Source organism: Mesorhizobium sp. ESP-6-2, from assembly GCF_020164675.1.
GTDB lineage: Bacteria > Pseudomonadota > Alphaproteobacteria > Rhizobiales > Rhizobiaceae > Mesorhizobium.
Map to the genome: position 1 here is coordinate 294,209 of NZ_JAIUGT010000008.1, position 18,623 is coordinate 312,831.

9 protein-coding genes are annotated in these 18,623 nt (G+C 63.6%); 4 read left to right on the forward strand and 5 right to left on the reverse strand.

The window, feature by feature from the left end; all coding sequences use genetic code 11:
• Positions 1–67: 67 nt before the first annotated feature.
• From LB532_RS21805 to LB532_RS21820, 4 genes are read left to right on the forward strand one after another with little or no spacing between them, the layout of a single operon-like run.
• A complete protein-coding gene (locus LB532_RS21805; RefSeq protein WP_224557159.1) occupies positions 68–1,156 on the forward strand; it encodes a tungsten formylmethanofuran dehydrogenase in 1,089 nt (362 codons plus the stop codon).
• The gene (locus LB532_RS21810; protein WP_140642672.1) at positions 1,150–2,781 is read left to right on the forward strand and encodes a formylmethanofuran dehydrogenase subunit A; all 1,632 of its coding nucleotides are present in this window, start codon (positions 1,150–1,152) and stop codon (positions 2,779–2,781) included. The genes LB532_RS21805 and LB532_RS21810 overlap by 7 nt, the downstream gene beginning before the upstream one ends.
• A complete protein-coding gene (gene fhcD, locus LB532_RS21815) occupies positions 2,769–3,677 on the forward strand; it encodes a formylmethanofuran--tetrahydromethanopterin N-formyltransferase (protein ID WP_140642674.1) in 909 nt (302 codons plus the stop codon). The genes LB532_RS21810 and fhcD overlap by 13 nt, the downstream gene beginning before the upstream one ends.
• Positions 3,674–4,486 carry a formylmethanofuran dehydrogenase subunit C gene (locus tag LB532_RS21820; RefSeq protein WP_140642676.1) on the forward strand — a complete coding sequence of 271 codons (813 nt, stop codon included), beginning with the start codon at positions 3,674–3,676 and terminating at the stop codon, positions 4,484–4,486. The genes fhcD and LB532_RS21820 overlap by 4 nt, the downstream gene beginning before the upstream one ends.
• Before the next feature lie 122 nt (positions 4,487–4,608).
• On the opposite strand, the gene LB532_RS21825 is transcribed toward LB532_RS21820, so the two are convergent.
• The 5 genes from LB532_RS21825 to LB532_RS21850 all read right to left on the reverse strand — a co-directional run bounded on the left by LB532_RS21825 (position 4,609) and on the right by LB532_RS21850 (position 18,612).
• Entirely contained in the window at positions 4,609–5,355 is a 747-nt protein-coding gene (locus LB532_RS21825; protein WP_140642678.1) for a GGDEF domain-containing protein, read from the reverse strand.
• A 105-nt stretch (positions 5,356–5,460) separates the two neighbouring features.
• Entirely contained in the window at positions 5,461–6,159 is a 699-nt protein-coding gene (locus tag LB532_RS21830; protein WP_140642702.1) for a thermonuclease family protein, read from the reverse strand.
• 30 nt (positions 6,160–6,189) lie between these two features.
• A complete protein-coding gene (locus LB532_RS21835) occupies positions 6,190–7,389 on the reverse strand; it encodes an ABC transporter substrate-binding protein (RefSeq protein WP_140642680.1) in 1,200 nt (399 codons plus the stop codon).
• Between the two features lie 470 nt (positions 7,390–7,859).
• A complete protein-coding gene (locus LB532_RS21840) occupies positions 7,860–8,228 on the reverse strand; it encodes a hypothetical protein (RefSeq protein WP_140642681.1) in 369 nt (122 codons plus the stop codon).
• A 76-nt stretch (positions 8,229–8,304) separates the two neighbouring features.
• Positions 8,305–18,612, reverse strand: a complete 10,308-nt coding sequence (locus tag LB532_RS21850; protein WP_318011237.1) for a DUF5801 repeats-in-toxin domain-containing protein — start codon at positions 18,610–18,612, stop codon at positions 8,305–8,307.
• Positions 18,613–18,623 lie beyond the last annotated feature (11 nt).

The window sequence follows — 18,623 nt, forward strand, 5'->3', positions numbered from 1 at the left end:
CAAGCGGGGTTCACGGCCAATCCAGTTTCGTCTAGGATCGGGCTGGCACCAGAAAGTAGTGTAGCGAATGGCGGTTGCTTGGATAGGCGACCGGGAAGCGCTGGTCGAGCGCGCGGCTGCGCATGCCGCGTCGCTGTTATCGTCAAGCCGGTGCCCGGTTTTCAGCTTTGATACGGATATACACGGCACGAGGGCGGCGATCGCGCTGGCCGAGCGGCTTGGCGCGGCATACGATCACGCCGACGGCGCGGCACTTGCCCGAGAGACCATGCTTTTTACCGACAAGGGCGCGATGACCGTCGCCCCTGGGGAGACGCGCCGGCGTGCCGATATCGTGGTGATCGTGGGCGAGCTCGCACAAACCCATCATGATCTTGTTGCGGAGCTCGCTGGCACGGTTCCCGATCTCTCGACCAGGAGCGAGCGCGAGTTCTTCCTGGTGGGATCGAATGGGGTGTCCGTGCCGCCGTTGAAAAACGGGCGCAAGGCAACGCTCCTTTCCTGTGGCCAGGCTAGCCTCGGCGCCACGCTGGCGGCGCTGAGGGCGCAGTACAAGGGGCGGCAAACATCGCGACCGGTGTCGAACTTCAACGATTTCGCAAAGGCTCTGGCGGCTGCGCATTTTCCCGTGTTCCTGTTTTCAGGCCATGCGACCGATGGGTTGGCGTTGGAGATGCTGCAGGGGCTGATCGCCGATCTCAATCGCAAATCACGTGCATCTGGCCTTCATCTGCCGGCGAGCGAAAACGGGTGGGGAAGCGCGCTCGCCTCGACCTGGATGACAGGTTTTCCATTGCGCACGGGCTTTGCGCGGGGCTTCCCGGAATTCGATCCCTGGCGTTACGATGTGGCGCGCATGATCGCCGCCGGCGAAGCCGACCTGCACCTGCGGATCTCCGCCACGGTTGCCCAACTCCCGAGAAAAAGGGGGCGCATGACACTGATTGCGCTGGCTAAAACGGAAGAGCCGGTCGCAGGCGCCGCGGTCACCATCGCCATTGGCGAAGCTGGGGTCGATCACGATGCAGTTGTCTATTCCAGCCGTACCGGCTCGCTGAAGTCGACTGATACCCGCGCTGCTTCGAAATTGCCCTCCGCCGCGACGATCATTCGCCTGGTCGCCAGTCGGGTTTTCGCCGAGGCATTGCCATGCTGACGAAAATCGCCAACGGCGACATCATCGACCCCGTCAACAACCGTCTCGGCAAGGGCGACCTATGGATCAAGGACGGCAAGATTGTCGCTGCGCCGGCTGAGGGGGTGGCCGACCGGACCATCGAAGCCGCCGGCTGCATCGTGATGGCGGGCGCCATCGACATCCACTCCCACATTGGCGGTGGTAACGTGAATACCGCGCGGCTGCTCTTGCCCGAACAGCATGCCGCCCATCAGGCGCGACCGGCGACGACGCCGCTCTCAAATGCCGGCTGGTCGACCTTCCAGACTGGCTGTCTCTACGCCAAGATGGGCTTCACGACGGTCGTCGAACCGGCGATGTCGCCGGGATCTGCACTCCACACCCATCTCGAACTGGCCGATATCCCGATCATCGACAAGGCGACGCTCGCCATTCTCGGCAACGACGACTTCCTGCTGTCAATGATCCGTGACGCCGCCACTCCTCAAATGATCGAGGACTATGTCGCCTGGACGGTCGCCTCGACGCGAGCGCTCGGGGTCAAGGTGATCAACGCCGGTGCAGCGGCCGCCTTCAAGGAAAACGCACGCACGTTCGCGCTGGACGATGTCGTGCCGTCCTACGGCGTCAGCTCGCGCAACATCGTCAAGACGCTGCAGGCCGCCGTCGACAATCTTGGCCTGCCGCATCCTTTGCATGTCCATTGCAACAATCTGGGCATTCCCGGATCTGCGGACACGGCGGCCGCGACGATTGCGGCGGCGGATGGGCTGCCGATGCATCTCGCCCACCTCCAGTTCTATGGCTATGGCACGGAGGGAAAGCGCAGATTTTCCTCCGCCGCTGCGCGGCTTGCCGAGCTTATCAACACGACTCCGGAAGTCACTATCGATATCGGTCAGGTGATGTTCGGTCAGACGGTCACGGTCTCCTCCGACGTCATGCGGCAGTTCTCGGCGCGGGGCAGCGCACATCCGAAAAAGTCCGTCATTCATGACGGGGATGGCAATGGCGGCGGCATCGTGCCCTACAGCTATGGCAAGGACTTCTATGGCACGATGCAGTGGGCGATCGGGCTCGAGCTTTTTCTCCTCATCGACGATCCCTGGCGTGTGTTCTTCACCACTGATCACCCCAACGGTGCACCCTTTACCGCTTATCCGGCTCTGTTCGAGCTGCTGATGAGGCGGGAAGCGCGCACCGAAATGGCCGCCGGACTTTCACGATCCGCCTTAGCGCTCTCTACCCTGTCCGCAATCGACCGCGAATACACGTTCGAGGAAATCGCCATCATGACGCGTGCAGCGCCGGCCAGGCTGCTCGGGTTGACGGATCGAGGCCATCTCGGTGTCGGCGCGATAGCCGACATCGCTGTCTATCGCAGGAACGAAAGTATCGCGAAAATGCTCGGACAGGCAGCGTATGTTTTCAAGGATGGCGATCTCGTCGTGCAGGACGGGGAGATCATCCATTACCGCTGGGGCAAGGCCCTCAGGCTTAATCCACCTGTGGACAAGGCGATGGTGCGGCGTCTGGAGGACTATCACCAGCAGCGCTACGGCCTGTCCTTGGATTGGTTCAATTTCCCGGATTCCGCGATTGCGCGTGAACAGCCATTCGGCGAGGTGCCATGCCGAACGTGAGCGTAAATGGCGTAACGATCGACGATACTTTTGCCGAAGCCTTCGGGATGCGGGCAACCGCCATCATCATCACTGCGTCGAGCCGGAAATGGGCACGGCAGGCGGCGATCACGATGACCGGCTTCGCCACCTCGGTAATCGGTTGCGGCTGCGAAGCGGCAATCGATGCCGACCTGCCGCCGTCAGCCACCCCGGATGGCCGGCCCGGCTGCCGCGTGATGATCTTCGCGATGGGAACCGATGAATTGCAGAAGCAACTGCTCAATCGCGTCGGGCAGTGTGTCTTGACTTCGCCGGGCTCCGCCTGCTTTGCCGGACTGGAGGGCAGCGCTAAGCTCAAGCTCGGTTCGGCGCTGCGTTATTTCGGCGATGGGTGGCAAATCTCCAAGAAGATCGGCGACAGGCATTTCTGGCGCATTCCCGTCATGGATGGTGAATTCCTCTGCGAGGCAACAACCGGACTGACAAAGGAAGCCGTCGGCGGCGGCAATTTCTTTGTCATGGCCGAAAGCAGCGCCAACGCTTTGGTCGCGGCCGAGGCCGCGGTCGCCGCGATCGGAATGGTGCCCGGTGCCATCGTGCCGTTCCCCGGCGGCATCGCCCGTTCGGGTTCCAAGATAGGTGGCAAATACAAGGGCATGATCGCCTCGGCCAACGAAGCCTACGCGCCGACACTGCGCGGCGTGGTTGCGAGTGAACTCGGCCCCGACATCAACGCCGTCCTGGAAATCGTCATTGATGGTGAGACGAATGATGCCGTTGCCGCGGCGATGAAGGCCGGCATAAAGGCCGTCGTCCAGCTCGGACCGAAGAAAGGCGCGGTTCGCATCGGCGCCGGCAATTATGGCGGCAAGCTCGGTAAGTTCATCTATTCGCTGAAGGATATGTTGCCATGAAGGCGCTGACCTTCACTCTTGTTGCCGAACCGCCTGAACGCCTCGACCTGTCGCCGCTGACGCCGGAGCGGCTTGCTGGGAGCGAAACACGGGATATCGAAAAAATCCGAATCGGCATGTCGAAGCACGGATCGAAGGTGGGCGACATTTTTCGCCTCGCCGGCAGCGATCCGCTAAGCATCGTGTTCGAAGGTGGAAGCGCGCGCCTCGACCGGGTGGCGCAAGGCATGGGAGGTGGATCGGTTCGCGTGATCGGCAATACTGGCGCGCAGGCCGGGCGCGCCATGCGCGGGGGCAAGCTGACGATCGAAGGCAATGCGGGGCCGCACGCCGGCTCCGGCATGCGCGGCGGCAGGCTGGAGATAACAGGTAATGCCGGCGATCACCTTGGTGCGCCGCTCGTCGGCGAACTGGCCGGCATGAATGGCGGCGTGCTGATCGTCAGGGGCAGGGCGGGCGCCTTCGCCGCAGACCGGATGCGGCGCGGTCTGATCTCGGTGCTGAAAGGCTCAGGCGACCATGCAGGCAGCCGCATGATCGCGGGCACGCTGGTGGTAGCCGGCGGCATCGGTGAAATGCCCGGCTACCTAATGCGCCGCGGTTCGATCCTTCTTGATCGCGCGCCAGGACATCTGTCGCCGAGCTTCGTCGAGTGTGGCGCGCCCGAGAGCGTTTTTGCCACCATCATCGATCGTCATCTGATCGCCGAAGGCATTTTGAAACGGCCGCTGCTGGGGAGCGCACCACATAAATATGGCGGCGACAACGCGGTGCTTGGAATGGGCGAGGTTCTTTTTCCGCGCCGGTGAGGTTCCGGCAACGAGATCGATCAAGTGCTTGTGCCTGTCGAGCGGCCCTGCTCGCCGAGCTTTAGGAATGTGTCCAAACGTCGATTTGCCGCCAGTTATTGGTTTCGTCACGTTACACCGGGCTACTGGAGACCTGTAGAGCGCGTTTCGGCAGGTGCGCGGGCGGATAATTGCGCTTCCGCTGAGCGAAACATGTCCTCGAATGCTAGCTCGGTTTCAAACACGGTGCTTCCCAGGCTGATCGTCAGAGCGTCCTCGGTCCCCTTGGGCGCGAAATAGACCTGCGCGACGCTTGCTCGAATGCGCTCGCCAATTTCCGCGGCCTCCGCTTCGGTCGTACCTGGAAGAAAGACCCCGAACATCGATGTTCCTATGCGACCGACCATATCTTCCTTGCGGACCGAAGACTGAATGGCCGATGCGACGAGCCGCAAGGCCTCATCGCCCCAATCTGGGCCGAAGCGAAGATTTATGGAGCGAAGGTGTTCGGCATGGATCACCAGGAAGGCGCCCGAGCGTGGCCCTGGCGCTGACGGCCTCGCCGCGCGCCGCTCGACCATCGAGGTGAAAACCGGACCGTTCAGGCAGCCTGTCACCCGGTCGTAGGTCTCGGCCCTGTTGAGCTCCCGCCGGTAGCCGCGGATCTGGGCCTGCTTCAAGCCGATCAATACGAAAAGCGGCAGACCGATGATCAGAGGCAGCAGCACGGCAGTGACCATGCTACGCCCGAACGGGGTCAAGACATCGCTGAACAACAGCAGGTAATTGAGGCCTACGGAGAGGGCAAGGCTGCCAACGGTCCCCAGGAAGGCGAGCCACGCGACACCCTTCCATACCGGCTCGGTGGCGGTCGTTTCGGCTTGTGCCATTACCAATCTCCTGTCAGATCGGCGAGCATAGCGCCGGCAAGCGCAATTTCAGTTGCGGCAAACCATACAATTTGATCGATGTGCGAAACGTGAATCGATTTTGGCCTATCGCGGCGGGCCGAAAATTCCCACCTCCGCGTCCTCGGCGACTGCTTGCGCCTTGCCATAGATGCCGGTGGGCAGCGCGATCGCCCAGCCGTTGGACACGAGCCAGGCGCCGACATCCTGCTTGCCAAGGTTACACGGCGCGGCAATGGCAAAACGCTCGATCTCCGGCGGCACGACACACTTCAGCGCGCGTCCACGCAGCCAGGAATTGAAGGCGGCGCGTGCGCGCTGGCCGCAAGACCAGGCGACATCGTGAAACGAGCAGGTGGCTTTCGGTTCTATGCTGGCCACACCACTGACGGCCACTTTGCGTCCCATGGATTCGAAAGTCGCCGATGACGTTGCTATTGGCCGGAAGAGCAGGGTTTCACCCCAATCGCCTGGCATCGGCGTTTTAGGGGGCACGGCGAGGCCGAGATCGCCGAGCGGGGGCCGGGCTTCGATCCGCTCGATCTCGGACAGGTCAATTGGCGGCGGTGCGACAACATCCTCGGCAACCCTGCGCGCTTCTCGCCATCTTCCGACGAGAACAGTCGTCTCCGACCGGGTTGCTTGCCCGGCATTCTCGACACGGGTCGCAAGGGCAGGCCGGTCGGTCGCAAGCAAGGCTCCGGCATGCATGATCAGGGCAATCCCGAACAGCAGCTCGAGACCTCCGACCGCAATAACCAGGCGGATACGCCCTGGCACAACCATCACGCCAGCGCAGCGTTCGTTACCGGGCGGTCAGAATCCCGAGGTCGATTTGGCAACCAGTTTGAGCGCACCCTTTTCTATCCGATAGAATGGCATCGATCTTTGGCTGGATCCATCGGCGCGAAAGCGGAACAGGCCGGTCGATCCGCGAAATCCGCTCGGATTTTCGAGCACCTGTTTGCTGAAACCGTCAGGTCCGACCGCGCTGGCAATCCCTGCCGTCAGCGCAACCATATCATAAGCGTAGGCTACGTTGACGTCGGCCGGATAGTTGTAAGTCGTCCTGAAGCGGTCGGCGATCGGCCCCGTTTCGCCCGGATCGAGCGCTGCGATATAGGCTCCCTCGAATGACGGCTCCATGGGATGCTCCAGCCAACGGCTGGTTCCGACGACGGAGGTCGCTTTGCCCGCAATGCCCTTTGATTTGAGGGCGGCAAGTATACGCGAGGGGCTGGCATCGCCGCTGGCAATGATGACCGCGTCGGGAGTGTCCACGAGCGAGGCCATTTCGTCGACCGCCTTGGCGGCGCCGTCGCCGGCCGAATATGGAACGGTGACGGCGAGCGTCGCGCCATAGATGCTGAGACTGTTGGCGACCCGCTTCTCGACCGCGCTGGCGTTCGAGCCACCCGCGACAAACAATACGAATTTTTTTCCGCCTTTCGCGGCGATGCCCGCCGCGCCCGCCGCCGCACTGTCCGCTTCGCCGAGGCGCACGGCATAAACGCCGGCGCCGCCCGCGAAATTGTCGGCAAGCGCCAGCACGGGCGGCCGCTTCGATCCCGATAATGTGGCGATATGCTGGGCGGCCGGCAGTTCGGTCGGGCCGATGACGGCTTTCGTGCCGGTCGTCAGGGCCTGCAGCGCCAATTTGCCGGCCTGTGCGCTGTCGCCCTTAGTGTCCTCCACGGTCAGCGTAAGCAATCCATTGCCGATATCGGTCATCGCGAGCTTGGCGCCATCGAGCATCTTGCGGCCATTTTCCCCCGCCGTTCCCGGGGCGGACAATGGCAGCAGCATCGTGATTTTCGTCGAACCGGTACCCAGCGACTGGGTTGCCTGGGCCGGGAGGGCGCCCGCGGCGCCATCCTGCCCGGCAGGCACGGCAATCGCCGCCGGATCGAGCGCTTCGGTAACGCTGCCCTTCGACTGGCAGCCCGACAGCGCCGCGGCGAGCGCGAAGGTGACTGCCCAACTGCGCGGACGGTAGACCTGCCGGCCAGCTTCCATGATCGTCCCACCCTGTATGCCGCCGGGTTATCCTCTCGGTCTGGCCTTGTGCTCATGTTACGGCGAACTTGCCGCGCCGTCCTGTTGTTCTTTAGCCCTCGAAAAGCCGGGCTCTCGGTGCCCCGATCCGTCTTGCTTGTCCGGCGGTCCTATAGTTGGCGCATGTCGGGTATCGCGGTCCGACGAGAACGCGGAAACACCGAACCTCGCCGCCCGCAACGGCACGGCCGGCTGACAGCTCGCGAACACCTTGAATGTCTGTCGGCTCCACACCGCGGCCGCGTCATAGTGGATCGACGGCGCCGAACCGGACGACGGAGATTGTACCATGGAGGGCGCTTCCAGCCCATTGGCAGAAGCCCGCGTGACATCCTGGCAAACTGGTCATGCGATCGTTGCGGCGATCGCCTTCAAGATTGATTGATCCGTCCGCTGCCATGGTGGCCAACAGGCGCAGGTTGCCTATCCGGTCAGTGCATGTACTCGACCATGCGATCGTGGAAGCACTCGCATTTGTTGAGGTAGTCTTCGTCACGGTAGTTCGTCTTCAGGTAGCCATAGGCCTTGCCGCACGCGACCTTGGCCTCCGAAGCCCAGACGAAGGCCGGCCGGGACGAGTTGATCCATGCCGGATCCTTGGCGACGGCGATGGACTCGTCCATCAGCTTGACCACCTGTTCGGTGAGGTCGGCCGTGTTTTCGGTCAGCACCAGATTGGACGTTCCCACAGTGCGGCAATAGTCGACCGGCGCGCCGATGATGTCGGCGGCGTAACCGGCCGACCCGGCCGTCAACAACAGGGCCGCGGCCGAAACCAGCAGTCTTGCAGAACGCGTCATGATAAAAATCCCCTCAATAGCCCTAATACAGATTTCGCTAATGCATAGCATGTGTTTGTCCCGCTGCGCCATGCCGCTAGACCAGATTTGCAGTGGTCGTGTGCGTGCTTGTCCCATCATCATAGAGCAGCGTGATCGTGTTGGTCACGGGCGTTGTCTGGAAGGTCGCCACGTCTACGAAAGCGGCTCCATTGGCCAGGCCGTCAGCATCCACGCTCAGGGTTTTCGACGCCGCGTCGTAGTTCACGAAGTCCGCGACGTTGCCGGCTCCGGTCTTGAAGAGGGACGTCAGGTCGATCACGTCACCATCGCCGCCGCTGTAGTCGCTGATGAGATCCTTGATATCAAGATGCTCGAGCTTGAACGTGTCGGCGCCGGTGCCGCCGATCAGCGTATCCTGACCCGAACCGCCGATCAGCAGGTCGTTGCCTCCGCCGCCGTTGAGCGTATCGTTGCCGGAGCCGCCATAGAGCGTGTCGTTCCCGGTGTCGCCAAACAGCGTGTCGATTCCGCGCCCGCCTGCAAGGAAATCGGCCTGTCCCGGAAGGCCGGTCAGGATATCGTTGCCATCTTCGCCGAAGAGGGCGATTTCCGTGGTCGTTGTGGTGTGTGTATCGGCGCCGGCAGTACCTTGCCAGGTGCTGGCATCGGGTGAGAGGTGGGCCGTGACCGAGCCCGCGATCTGGTCGCCATCGCCATCGGTTGCGGTGACCGGGATCGAGATGTCGAACGGTGTCGCGGCATTGGCTGTCGTATAGGTGACCGGCCCGAGCTTGAAGTCATTCGAGCCCGCATTGGCCGAAATCTCGATCGCGCTGAATGGATCGGAATTGGCGACCACGGTAAAGGTATCACCTTGCTCCAAGCCGGTGATGGTCCACGTTCCGTTGACGGCATTGTATGTGGCGGTCGGAACAACGACACCACCGGACCCATTGATCACAGTGACAAGGCTGCCGAACGCTGTGCTTTCGCCGGTTACATCGCCTATATAGGAATTGTCGTAGTCGGCATTGACCGGGCGGATGATTATCGAGACCGGATCTGATCCCGAGACATTGCCAATCCCCTGTGTGTAGCTCGCGACTTCATAGTGATCGGTGTAGTGGATTCCAGCTCCAACGCCCGCCGGGGTTCCGGCGATGGTCCCGTCGGTAGTTGCATTGCTGACGAAATCGAAACGGATCGCCTCACCCGGTTCGATGCTATTTCCCCCATTGACGCCCCAACTGCCCGTGCTGGTGTTCACGGGATGACCGTTGCCCGTCGCAAGTAGGTCACTGGTCGACCCTATCGAGTTCAGAACGATCGCGTCATTGTTGCCGCCGCTGGGAGAGAAGTTTGACGTATTGAACTGGTTGCCGGCGAACATCGTCGCGGCCTGGGTGAAGGTCCAACTGTCCGTCGCCGGGTTGAGGGTTGCCGTGAAAGCAAGGTCGCTGCCATTGGCGGCCGAGGTCCGCCCCTCCACGGTGTGGGTATCGACCACATGGAAGAAGACCTGCTCGCCATTCAGGAAGATGTTGGTGCTGCCCGATGTGACGGCCGCGCCTTCGGTCACGTTGAACACGACATTGCCGACCCCGTCGGCACCGGCGCTCGCGGCGAAGTTGATGTTTTCCGTCAGCGCTGTGTGCGTGTTGTTCTCCACGAAGATGCCGTCCGGCCTGAACGGCAGAGGAGCGTCATCCAGCACTGTCAGGTTGACCGTGCCGGAAACATGATCGCCGCTGGTGTCGGTAGCCACCATCTGGACGCCGGTGATGGTGACGTTGCCGGAGCCCGCAATATGCTGCAACTGGTCGGTCAGCGTCGCGGTCACCACCGGTGTCAGCGAGCTGTTGGCGGCCGCGCTGGTGTTGGACAGCGCCAGATAGATCGCCGGTCCAAGGTTGGTGGGGCCTTGCATCAACGTGCCGACAAGCTCGCCGCCGACTTTTGCCCAGCTGATCGAGTAGCCCGCCGCCAGGCCGGAGACCGTCGGGCTCGTCCAGTTCGGATCGCCGCCGGTCGGGTTGGCGAACGCAACTGTGATGGCTTCACCCGATGTGGTGAAGGTGATCCCGCTGTTTGCCTGAGCCGTTTCCCCGTGGCTGCCGGGGTTTGTGCCGGTCACGGCACCGGCGTGGAGATCAGCGGGGGCCGTGGCATCGAGCGTGGTGTCGAGCGCGGCCTCGTTCAAGGTCAGCGACACCGTTCCGCCACCTGACGGAACCGTGTTGGTCTGCACATTGAGCGTTACCGTCGCGGTCGAGGTGTCGCCATCGCCGTCCTTGATCGTGTAGCTGAAGGAATCCGATCCGACATAGACGCCGGTCGGCGTGTAGGTGAACGTCCCGTCATTGTTGTAGGTAACCGTGCCATGGGCGCCGTTTGTCACGACGACTTGGCCTGGCGTCGGAGCATTGTCCGTATCGACGCCGTCGGCGCCGAACTTGTCATTAGCAAGCAGGCCGGTGAGGACCGTGGGGCCGGTAATGGTCGAAGCCCAGGTGTCATTGACCGCCGTCGGCACGTCGTCGGAGACGGTGACGTTGACGGTGCCGGTAGCCTGGGTGCCGTCGGTATCGGTTGCGACCACGCCGACATGGCCCAGATTGACCAGGTCGTCGGCATTGAGGCCGGGATGGGCGTCGTAATTGTCGTTGAGGGTGGCCGTGACGGTGGCCACGTTGCTGGCAACCGTCAGGTCGAGGGTGACCACCGTCACGGCGCCGTCCTTGCCGACGATCTGGGTACCCGAAATCCGTGTCCAGGTCAGGTTGGCGGTGTTCAGGCCGGTCAGGTCGGTGCCGAAGGCGATCGAGGCGATGGCGTCCGAGCCGGGCGTGAAGGTGATCGTGCTGGCGGCCGTATCCGGGCCCGCCGGCGTCGAGCCGTCGGCCAGGTTCTGGTCGTCGAGCGCCAGCGTGATCGGATCACCTGCGGCCGGGCCTGCGCCGTCGGTGATGGTGAAGGCAAGCCCCGCCGTCGAGGTGTCGCCGTCGCCGTCCGTGACCGTGTAGGTCGCGTTGACCGGCACGGCACCGCCGTCATTGTTGACCGAGGCACCGGCCGTGAACGAATAGGAACCGTCGGCCTTCACCTTGATGGTGCCCGCGCCGATGTCGATCGCATCCGTCCAGCCGTTGAGGCCGAACGTCAGCGCCGTGCCGTTGATGTGCGTCACCATCGCGCCGTCGGCGCCGGTGACGAAGTCCAGCGTGCCCGTCACCGTCGCGCCTTCCGCAACTGCCTGCGAGGCCTCCGCCGATGCCGTCGGCACGTCGTCCGACACCGTCACGTTGACCGTGCCCGTTGCCTGGGTGCCGTCGGTGTCGGTGGCGACCACGCCGACATGGCCGAGGTCGACCAGATCGTCGAGAGTGATGTCGGGATGCGTGTCGTAATTGTCGTTCAGCGTCGCCGTCACCGTCCCCACATTGCCGGCAACCGACAGGTCGAGCGTCACCACCGTCACGCCGCTGCCCGTGTCTTTGCCGAGGATCTGGGTGTCTGACATCCGCTCCCAGGTCAGGTTGGCGGCGTTGAGCCCCGTCAGATCGGTGCCGAAGGCGATCGACGCGATCGCATCCGAGCCCGGCGTGAAGGTGATCGAGTGCTGGTCGCTGGTCGCGCCCGGCGTCGAGCCGTCCGCGAGGTTCTGGTCGTCGAGCGCCAGCGTGATCGGAGCGCCCGCCACCGGGCCCGCACCGTCGGAGACCCCGAACGTCACCTGCCTGGTGACCGTGTCGCCGTCCTTGTCGCTGACCGTGTAGCTGAAGGTCTCGGTCACCGTGCTGGCGCTGGTGACGTTGGCCGGCGCGGTGTAGATCAGATGGCCGGCGCCGTCGATCGACAGCGTTCCGCCGGTCGTGCCCTGATTGGTGAAGGCCAGGCCTTGCAGCGTTCCCTGCAACCCGTCGGCGCCCGCGCCGATGCCCAGCAGGGTCACCGCATCGCCAATGTCGTGCGCGCCGGAGCCCTCGGCGAAGGCCGCTCCCGCATAGTTCTGCGCCACTGGCGTGTCGTCGTCGATGGCGACGGTGAAGCTGGTGGTTCCGGTGCTGTTGTCGGCGTCGGTCACCGTGGCGGTGACGGTGAAGCCGAGATTGTCCTCGAAGGCGGTTTCCGTCGCGCCGGTGGCGGCGTCGTCATGGACCGGATGCGAGACCGGCTGGTTGAGGGCCACGGTGTAGTCCGCGCCGGTTGCCGTGATGTTGCTCAGCGTGATGGTGAACACCACGTCCGCGGTGCTGCTGCCATAGCCGGTCAGCGTGTGGCTGGCGGCGTCCCAGCTGGTCGAGACCGCCGTCCCGTCGAGCTTGGTCAATCCGGTGCTGGCGACCGACAGTGCCACCGAGCTCAAGGCATCGGCGCCCAGCGTGTAGGAGATGTGCCCGCCCGTCACCGGCGCATCGTCGCCTGGACCTCCCGCGTTGCCGCCGGCCCCGCCGATGTCGTCCTCGTCGACGGTCAGGTTCTGCGAGGCCGCCACATTGGTGATGCCGGTGTCGGAGACCCCGAACGTCACCTGCCTGGTGACCGTGTCGCCGTCCTTGTCGCTGACCGTGTAGCTGAAGGTCTCGGTCACCGTGCTGGCGCTGGTGACGTTGGCCGGCGCGGTGTAGATCAGATGGCCGGCGCCGTCGATCGACAGCGTTCCGCCGGTCGTGCCCTGATTGGTGAAGGCCAGGCCTTGCAGTGTTCCCTGCAACCCGTCGGCGCCCGCGCCGATGCCCAGCAGGGTCACCGCATCGCCAATGTCGTGCGCGCCGGAGCCCTCGGCGAAGGCCGCTCCCGCATAGTTCTGCGCCAGCGGTCCATCATCATTGATGGCGATCGACAGTGTCGAGTTCGATGAACTGCCGTCCTCGTCGGTGACAATGACGCCATAGTCGGCGAAGAGCTGGTCTGCCGCGCCGGTCGCCCCGGCGACCGGATGCGCAATATTGCCGGTCAGCGTGAAGCTGTAGGTCACAGTGCCGCCGGCGTCTGTCCCGCTGAAGCCCGTGATGGTCAGCGTGCCATAGGCGGGGCCGCCGGCGATGACGACCGGAACGGAGCCGGAATTCGCCAGATCGGCATAGGTGATGATGGTCGCGCCGACCTGCAGCGATCCGAGCCCATCAGGCGAAGTGAAGCTGAACGTGCCGCCAGCGGTTTCCGAATGGTCGGAATTGTCGGATGGATTGCCGTTTGACAGTTCTCCCGACCCTGCGGGATTGGATCCGTGCGGTGGCAGCCCTTTTTCGTCGACCACCGCATCGCCGCCGTCCACCTGAGCCGTCAGGCCCGAAATCGTCACAAGGTCATTCGCGCCCCCGATCGTGATCGTCAGAGAGGCGGGCGACGTATCGCCATCGCCGTCGGTCACCATGTAGCCGAACGTTTCGGCCAGATTCTGGCCGGCGGAAAGCCCCTGCACCGCGGCGTAACCCGTCGGATTTTCAGCTTGCGTGTAGAGCACATAATTGTAGCTGCCGTCGACGCCGACGGTCAGCTGCCCATAAAGCCCATTCACATGGTTGGCGACGGCGCCGTCCCAGGCGACCGAACCGAAGCCGTCCGTGCCAAGGTGATCGGCGTGGCCGTCGGTCGCGTTTGCGTCGGTGCCGCCCACGCCCGTGATTACATTGCCGTCGGCCGACAGCGGTCCGTCTTCGGTGACCGAATCCTGGTCGTTGACTGCGGCCGGGCCGTCGTCCTGGAATTCGATGCTCAAGCCGACGTGGGATACGGCAGTGCTCGAATCGCCGTCGAAATCAGTGATGGTGGCCTTGACGTGCAGGTCGGCGGCAACGGTCGCGATGTCGTCAAACGCAGCCGTGCTCGCACCGTCGACATTGTGGGCGATCGGCTGATACTGCCCGATCCAGACTGCTCCGGTCGGATCGACATAAACCTTGAAAACGTCGACGCCCTTGGCCGCGCCAACGAGAACGCCATCCGAGGCCGTCGACAGCAGAATCGCTGAGCCATCAAGGGTCCTGAGACCGGAATCGACGTTCACCAGCGGATTGCCGTTCGCATCCGTCACGGAGAAGGAGAATGTGGCATTTTCGTCGGCGCCGACCGAAGCGCTGAACAGACCAAGCGCGCTGGCGGACGATTTCGCATACCCCAACGCACCTTGCTCGTCGATCTGAGCGGGCGGCGGCAGGCCGGTGTCGTCGGCCGCATAAGGATCGGCGGCGTTGTTGACGCTGGCGGTTTCGTCGTGGCTCACTCTGAACACTTCAGTGTGCGTGGTGACCGTGGTGACCTTCGCTTCGATGCCGAATATCTTGAACGGGTTGCCGCCGGACAAAGTCGCATCTGTCCCACCGGCATTGGAATCGAACGTGAAATTGTTGTAGTTGCCGACCTTGAGCTGGTCGAACGGCGTGCTGCCGATGATTTCGACCGTCGCGCCGTTCGGCACGCCGGCGAAGGCGTAGCCGACCTGCACGCCGCTTTCGAAGACGGCGGTGCCGCTGGTCAGCACACCGTTGATGCTCACGGTGAACGGCTCGAACACGCCTCCGTCCTTGGCACCGATGAAGAGGACGGCTTCATGGATATTATGCGCCGAGGCAACGTCGATTGTGAACTTGACCGAGTCGACATCGTATGAGCCGAGATCGGTGACAACAGGCGGATTCGGATTGTTGGAGACGACGTTGAGGCCGTTGACGAAATCCATTGTCAGGATTTCTGGTCCGGTCAACCCGGGATGTGTTTCATAACCGTCAATAATCTGGCCGTCGCCGATGCCGATCTTGATTCCCGTGGTGTTGACGGAATTGTCGCCTTCGTTGACGTCGATTCCGGTCAGCTTGATGTCGTGGTTGCCGGCGCCGTCCATGCCGCGAACGTCGGTGTTGCCGGCCTGTAGGCTATAGACGATCGTTTCGGTCGTGGTTGTTGTTGTGGTCGTGGCGTCCCGCGCGACGATCTGCGGAACGTCGTCAAGCACCTGGACCTTGAATGTGCCCGCCGCGAGTTCGATCGTATCGCCGTCACCGTCCTTCGCGATCACGAACGACGACAGATCAATCCCGCCATTGGCCAGCGTGTTTTCGCTATTGTCGCCGGCGAGCGTGTTCAACGTCGGGTGGTCGATCTGGTCAATCAATGTGAAAACATACGAGCCGTCCGCACCGACGGTAAGCGTGAAGACGGGCCGATCCGTGCCGGCCTGATAGCCGGCTCCGGCGCCGACTTCGACATAGCCGGTCAAAGTCGCGCCGTCCGAGACGACGAGGACGTGGCCGCCTTTCGAATCGAGCCCCGAGTCCGACGGGTTCATCTGGGTAACCAGGCTGAAAGCGGAGACTGCATTCGGGCCATCGGCGCCGAAGTCGACAAGTGCGTTCAAAGCACCGGCAGCGCCGGCAGCGACGGCTGAGTTTGTCCCGGTCACCTCGCCAGATTGCGGAATGTCGGCATTCCCCATGGACTGGGCATTATGAAGGCCATCCTCGTCGACATTCGCCGTGATCGAGGCGGTTCCGACAGCCTTCGGCCCGTCATCCTCGAAGATGATGGTCTGGGAGATGTCGGCGCTCTGTGTGGCGTGGTCGCCGTCGCCGTCGGTCGCGGTGACCGTGACCGAGACCGAGCCGGCGCCGAGCGCGATGCCCTCGTCGTTGCTGCTGGTGTCGGGATGCTGGAGCGAGACGTATTGCGCCACCGCGACCTGGCCGGTGGCGGCATCGATATGCAACGCGATGGCGACCTTGTCGGTGGCGGTGATGCCGTTGTTGTCGGCATCATAGACGCCGATCACACGGCCGCTGCCGTCGGTGAACAGCGAGATGGCATGCCCGTCCGTGGTCTTCAGGCCGCAATCCACGCCCGTATTGCTGGCAAGGGTAAGCGTATAGACAAGCGAATTGCTCGTTGCCGGGCCATCGGCGCCGAACAGCGCCGTGGCATTGACCACCCCGCCGCTGCCCTGCGCGTATTGCGGCAGCGGCATGTCGGGATCGGCTCCGGCATTGACGCCGGCAAACAGGGCCGCCACGGCCGGATCGGTGGTGTCGTCGGAATCAGCATCGACACCTGCGGTCTCGTCGATGACGATGATGTCGCCGACCTTGATGTTGGCAAGGAAGGTGCCGGTGTTGTCGCCCGCTTCGCCGATCTCACGGAAGGTCAGTGAGTTGTCGCCGGCCGTCGCCGTGACGTCGATGGCGATGGTCTGCATGACGCCCGACGTGGGATCGTAGGTTCCGACCGAGACGCCGTTCCAGAACACTTCGAGCTTGGCGCTGTGTAGGAGGCTGGTGTCGTTGGCGGCGCCGATCTCGAAGGAGATGCGGTATTCGCCGGCGCTGAGGCCATGCAGCGTCTGCGAGATCTGGATGTTGCCGGGGCTGGCCTCGAGGTCGACCATAACGCTGTTGGTCGGGCTGTCGGCGCCGCGATAGCCGTCACCGACCTTCTGCAATTCGATGCTGCTGGCGCCTTCGTAGGGCGAGGCCGTGACGGTCCAGGCGCCGGCGGGACCGGTCGTGGTGCCGCTGCCCGCGCCCCAGGCGTCGCCATTGGGAACGAAGCCGGTCAGGAACAGGCCGTTCAAGGCACCGTTCGGCTGCGAGATGGTCAGGCTCGGACCATCGTCGTCGAAGCTGATCTGGCCCGAGACGTCGGCGCTGGCGCTGGCGGTGTCGCCGTCGCCGTCGGTGACGGTCACGCTCACCGCGACCGAATGCGAGCCCAGCACCACCGTGTCGTCGGGATTGGTGGCGTTCGAATGATGAAGCGAAAGATATTGCTCGACGGTCACCTTGCCGGTGGCCGGATCGATCGACAGCGCGAACGCCGCATCGCCATTGAACGTGCCGCCCTGGACGACACCGACGACGACGCCGTTGGCCAGCGTCTGCAAGGTGATCGGTGAGCCGTCGGTGACGGCAAGCCCGGAAACCGCATTGGTGACGCTCAGCGCATAGACGGTGCTGCCCGAAACGGCCGGACCGTCGGCGCCGAACAGCGCCGTGATGTTGACGAAGGCACTGTTGCTGGTGCCATGCGCGATCGCGCCGGTGCCGCCGACATCGGGATCCTCGCCCTTGGTGATGCCGGGCGTGGCGATCAAGGCCGCATCGCTCGTGGTCGCCGTCTCGTCAAGCGCTACCGTAACGCCGCTGGCGGCGACAGCCGTCACCTTCGACCCGTCATCCTCGAAGATGATCTTGGCGCCGATGGCGAGTGACTGGCTGACTGTGTCGCCGTCGAAGTCGGTGATCGTGACCACCGCATTGATCTTGTTCGACAGGTTGATGGGCTCGTCATAGGAGCCGGCCGAACCGTTGCCGGCCAGCGGATGCTGCAGCGACAGGTACTGTGCCGTCGAGATATGGCCGGTCTGGTCGACCGAGACCGCGAAGGCGACAGCACCCTTGTCGTTGGGTGTGCCATTGTTGTTGTCGACGCGGCCGACGATCAGATTGCCTTCCTTGAACAGAGAGATCTCGTGCCCGTCGGTCGTCTTCAGGCCCGAATCCGTGCCCGGCGCCGCGACCGCAAGGCTGAGCACCGCCGCGCGCGGCTCGTCCGTGCCGAGCAGCGACCCGAACAGCACCACCGGCTGGTTGCCATGCGCATAGCCCAGGCTTGCCGTACCCAGTCCAAGCGAATCGAACTGGTGCGCGACCGAGGCGCTGCTGGTGTCGTCGTTCTGGTTGCCCGCCGTCTCGTCATGCACGACCGACACGCCGGTCGCCGCGATGAACACCTGCGGCACGTCGTCGACCACGGTGACCGTCGCCTTGCCGGTCAGCGTGACCGTATCGCCGTCGCCGTCCTTGGCCTGGAACACCGAGCCGAGGTCGATGCCGGCCGCGCTGCCGCCACCCAGATGCGTCTGCAGCGCGGTGTTCTGGTCCGATGTTCCGGCCGCCGGCGCGACATGGTCGAGCTGGTCGAACTGGCGCACCACGAAGGCGCCGCTCGAGGCGTTCAGCGTCACCGTCATCACGGTGCGGTCGCTAAGCCCGTTATAAGCGCCGTTATGGTTGCTGTCGACAAAGCCGACCAGCGTGTTGCCCTGGACCATCCAGCTCAGCTCGACGCCCTTCGACGACAGCCCGATGGCCGTCAGGTCTGCGGCCGCCGTGCCGGTGAAGCCGAAACCGCCGCCGGCGGCCGGGCCGTCGGCGCCGAAGTCGACAAGCCCGTTCAACGAGCCGGATGCGATCGCCGCACCCAGCGGGAACTCCGTGCCCGAACCGTCGCCGGATCCGTCATAGGGCGAGGTTCCCTGCGACAGCAGGCTGGCAATGTCGTCCTCATCGATCGTCACCGGTGCGGCATGGCCGCTCAGGACCTTCGGCCCGTCATCTTCGAAGACGATCTTGGCGCCGATGGCGAGTGACTGGCTGACTGTGTCGCCGTCGAAGTCGGTGATCGTGACCACCGCATTGATCT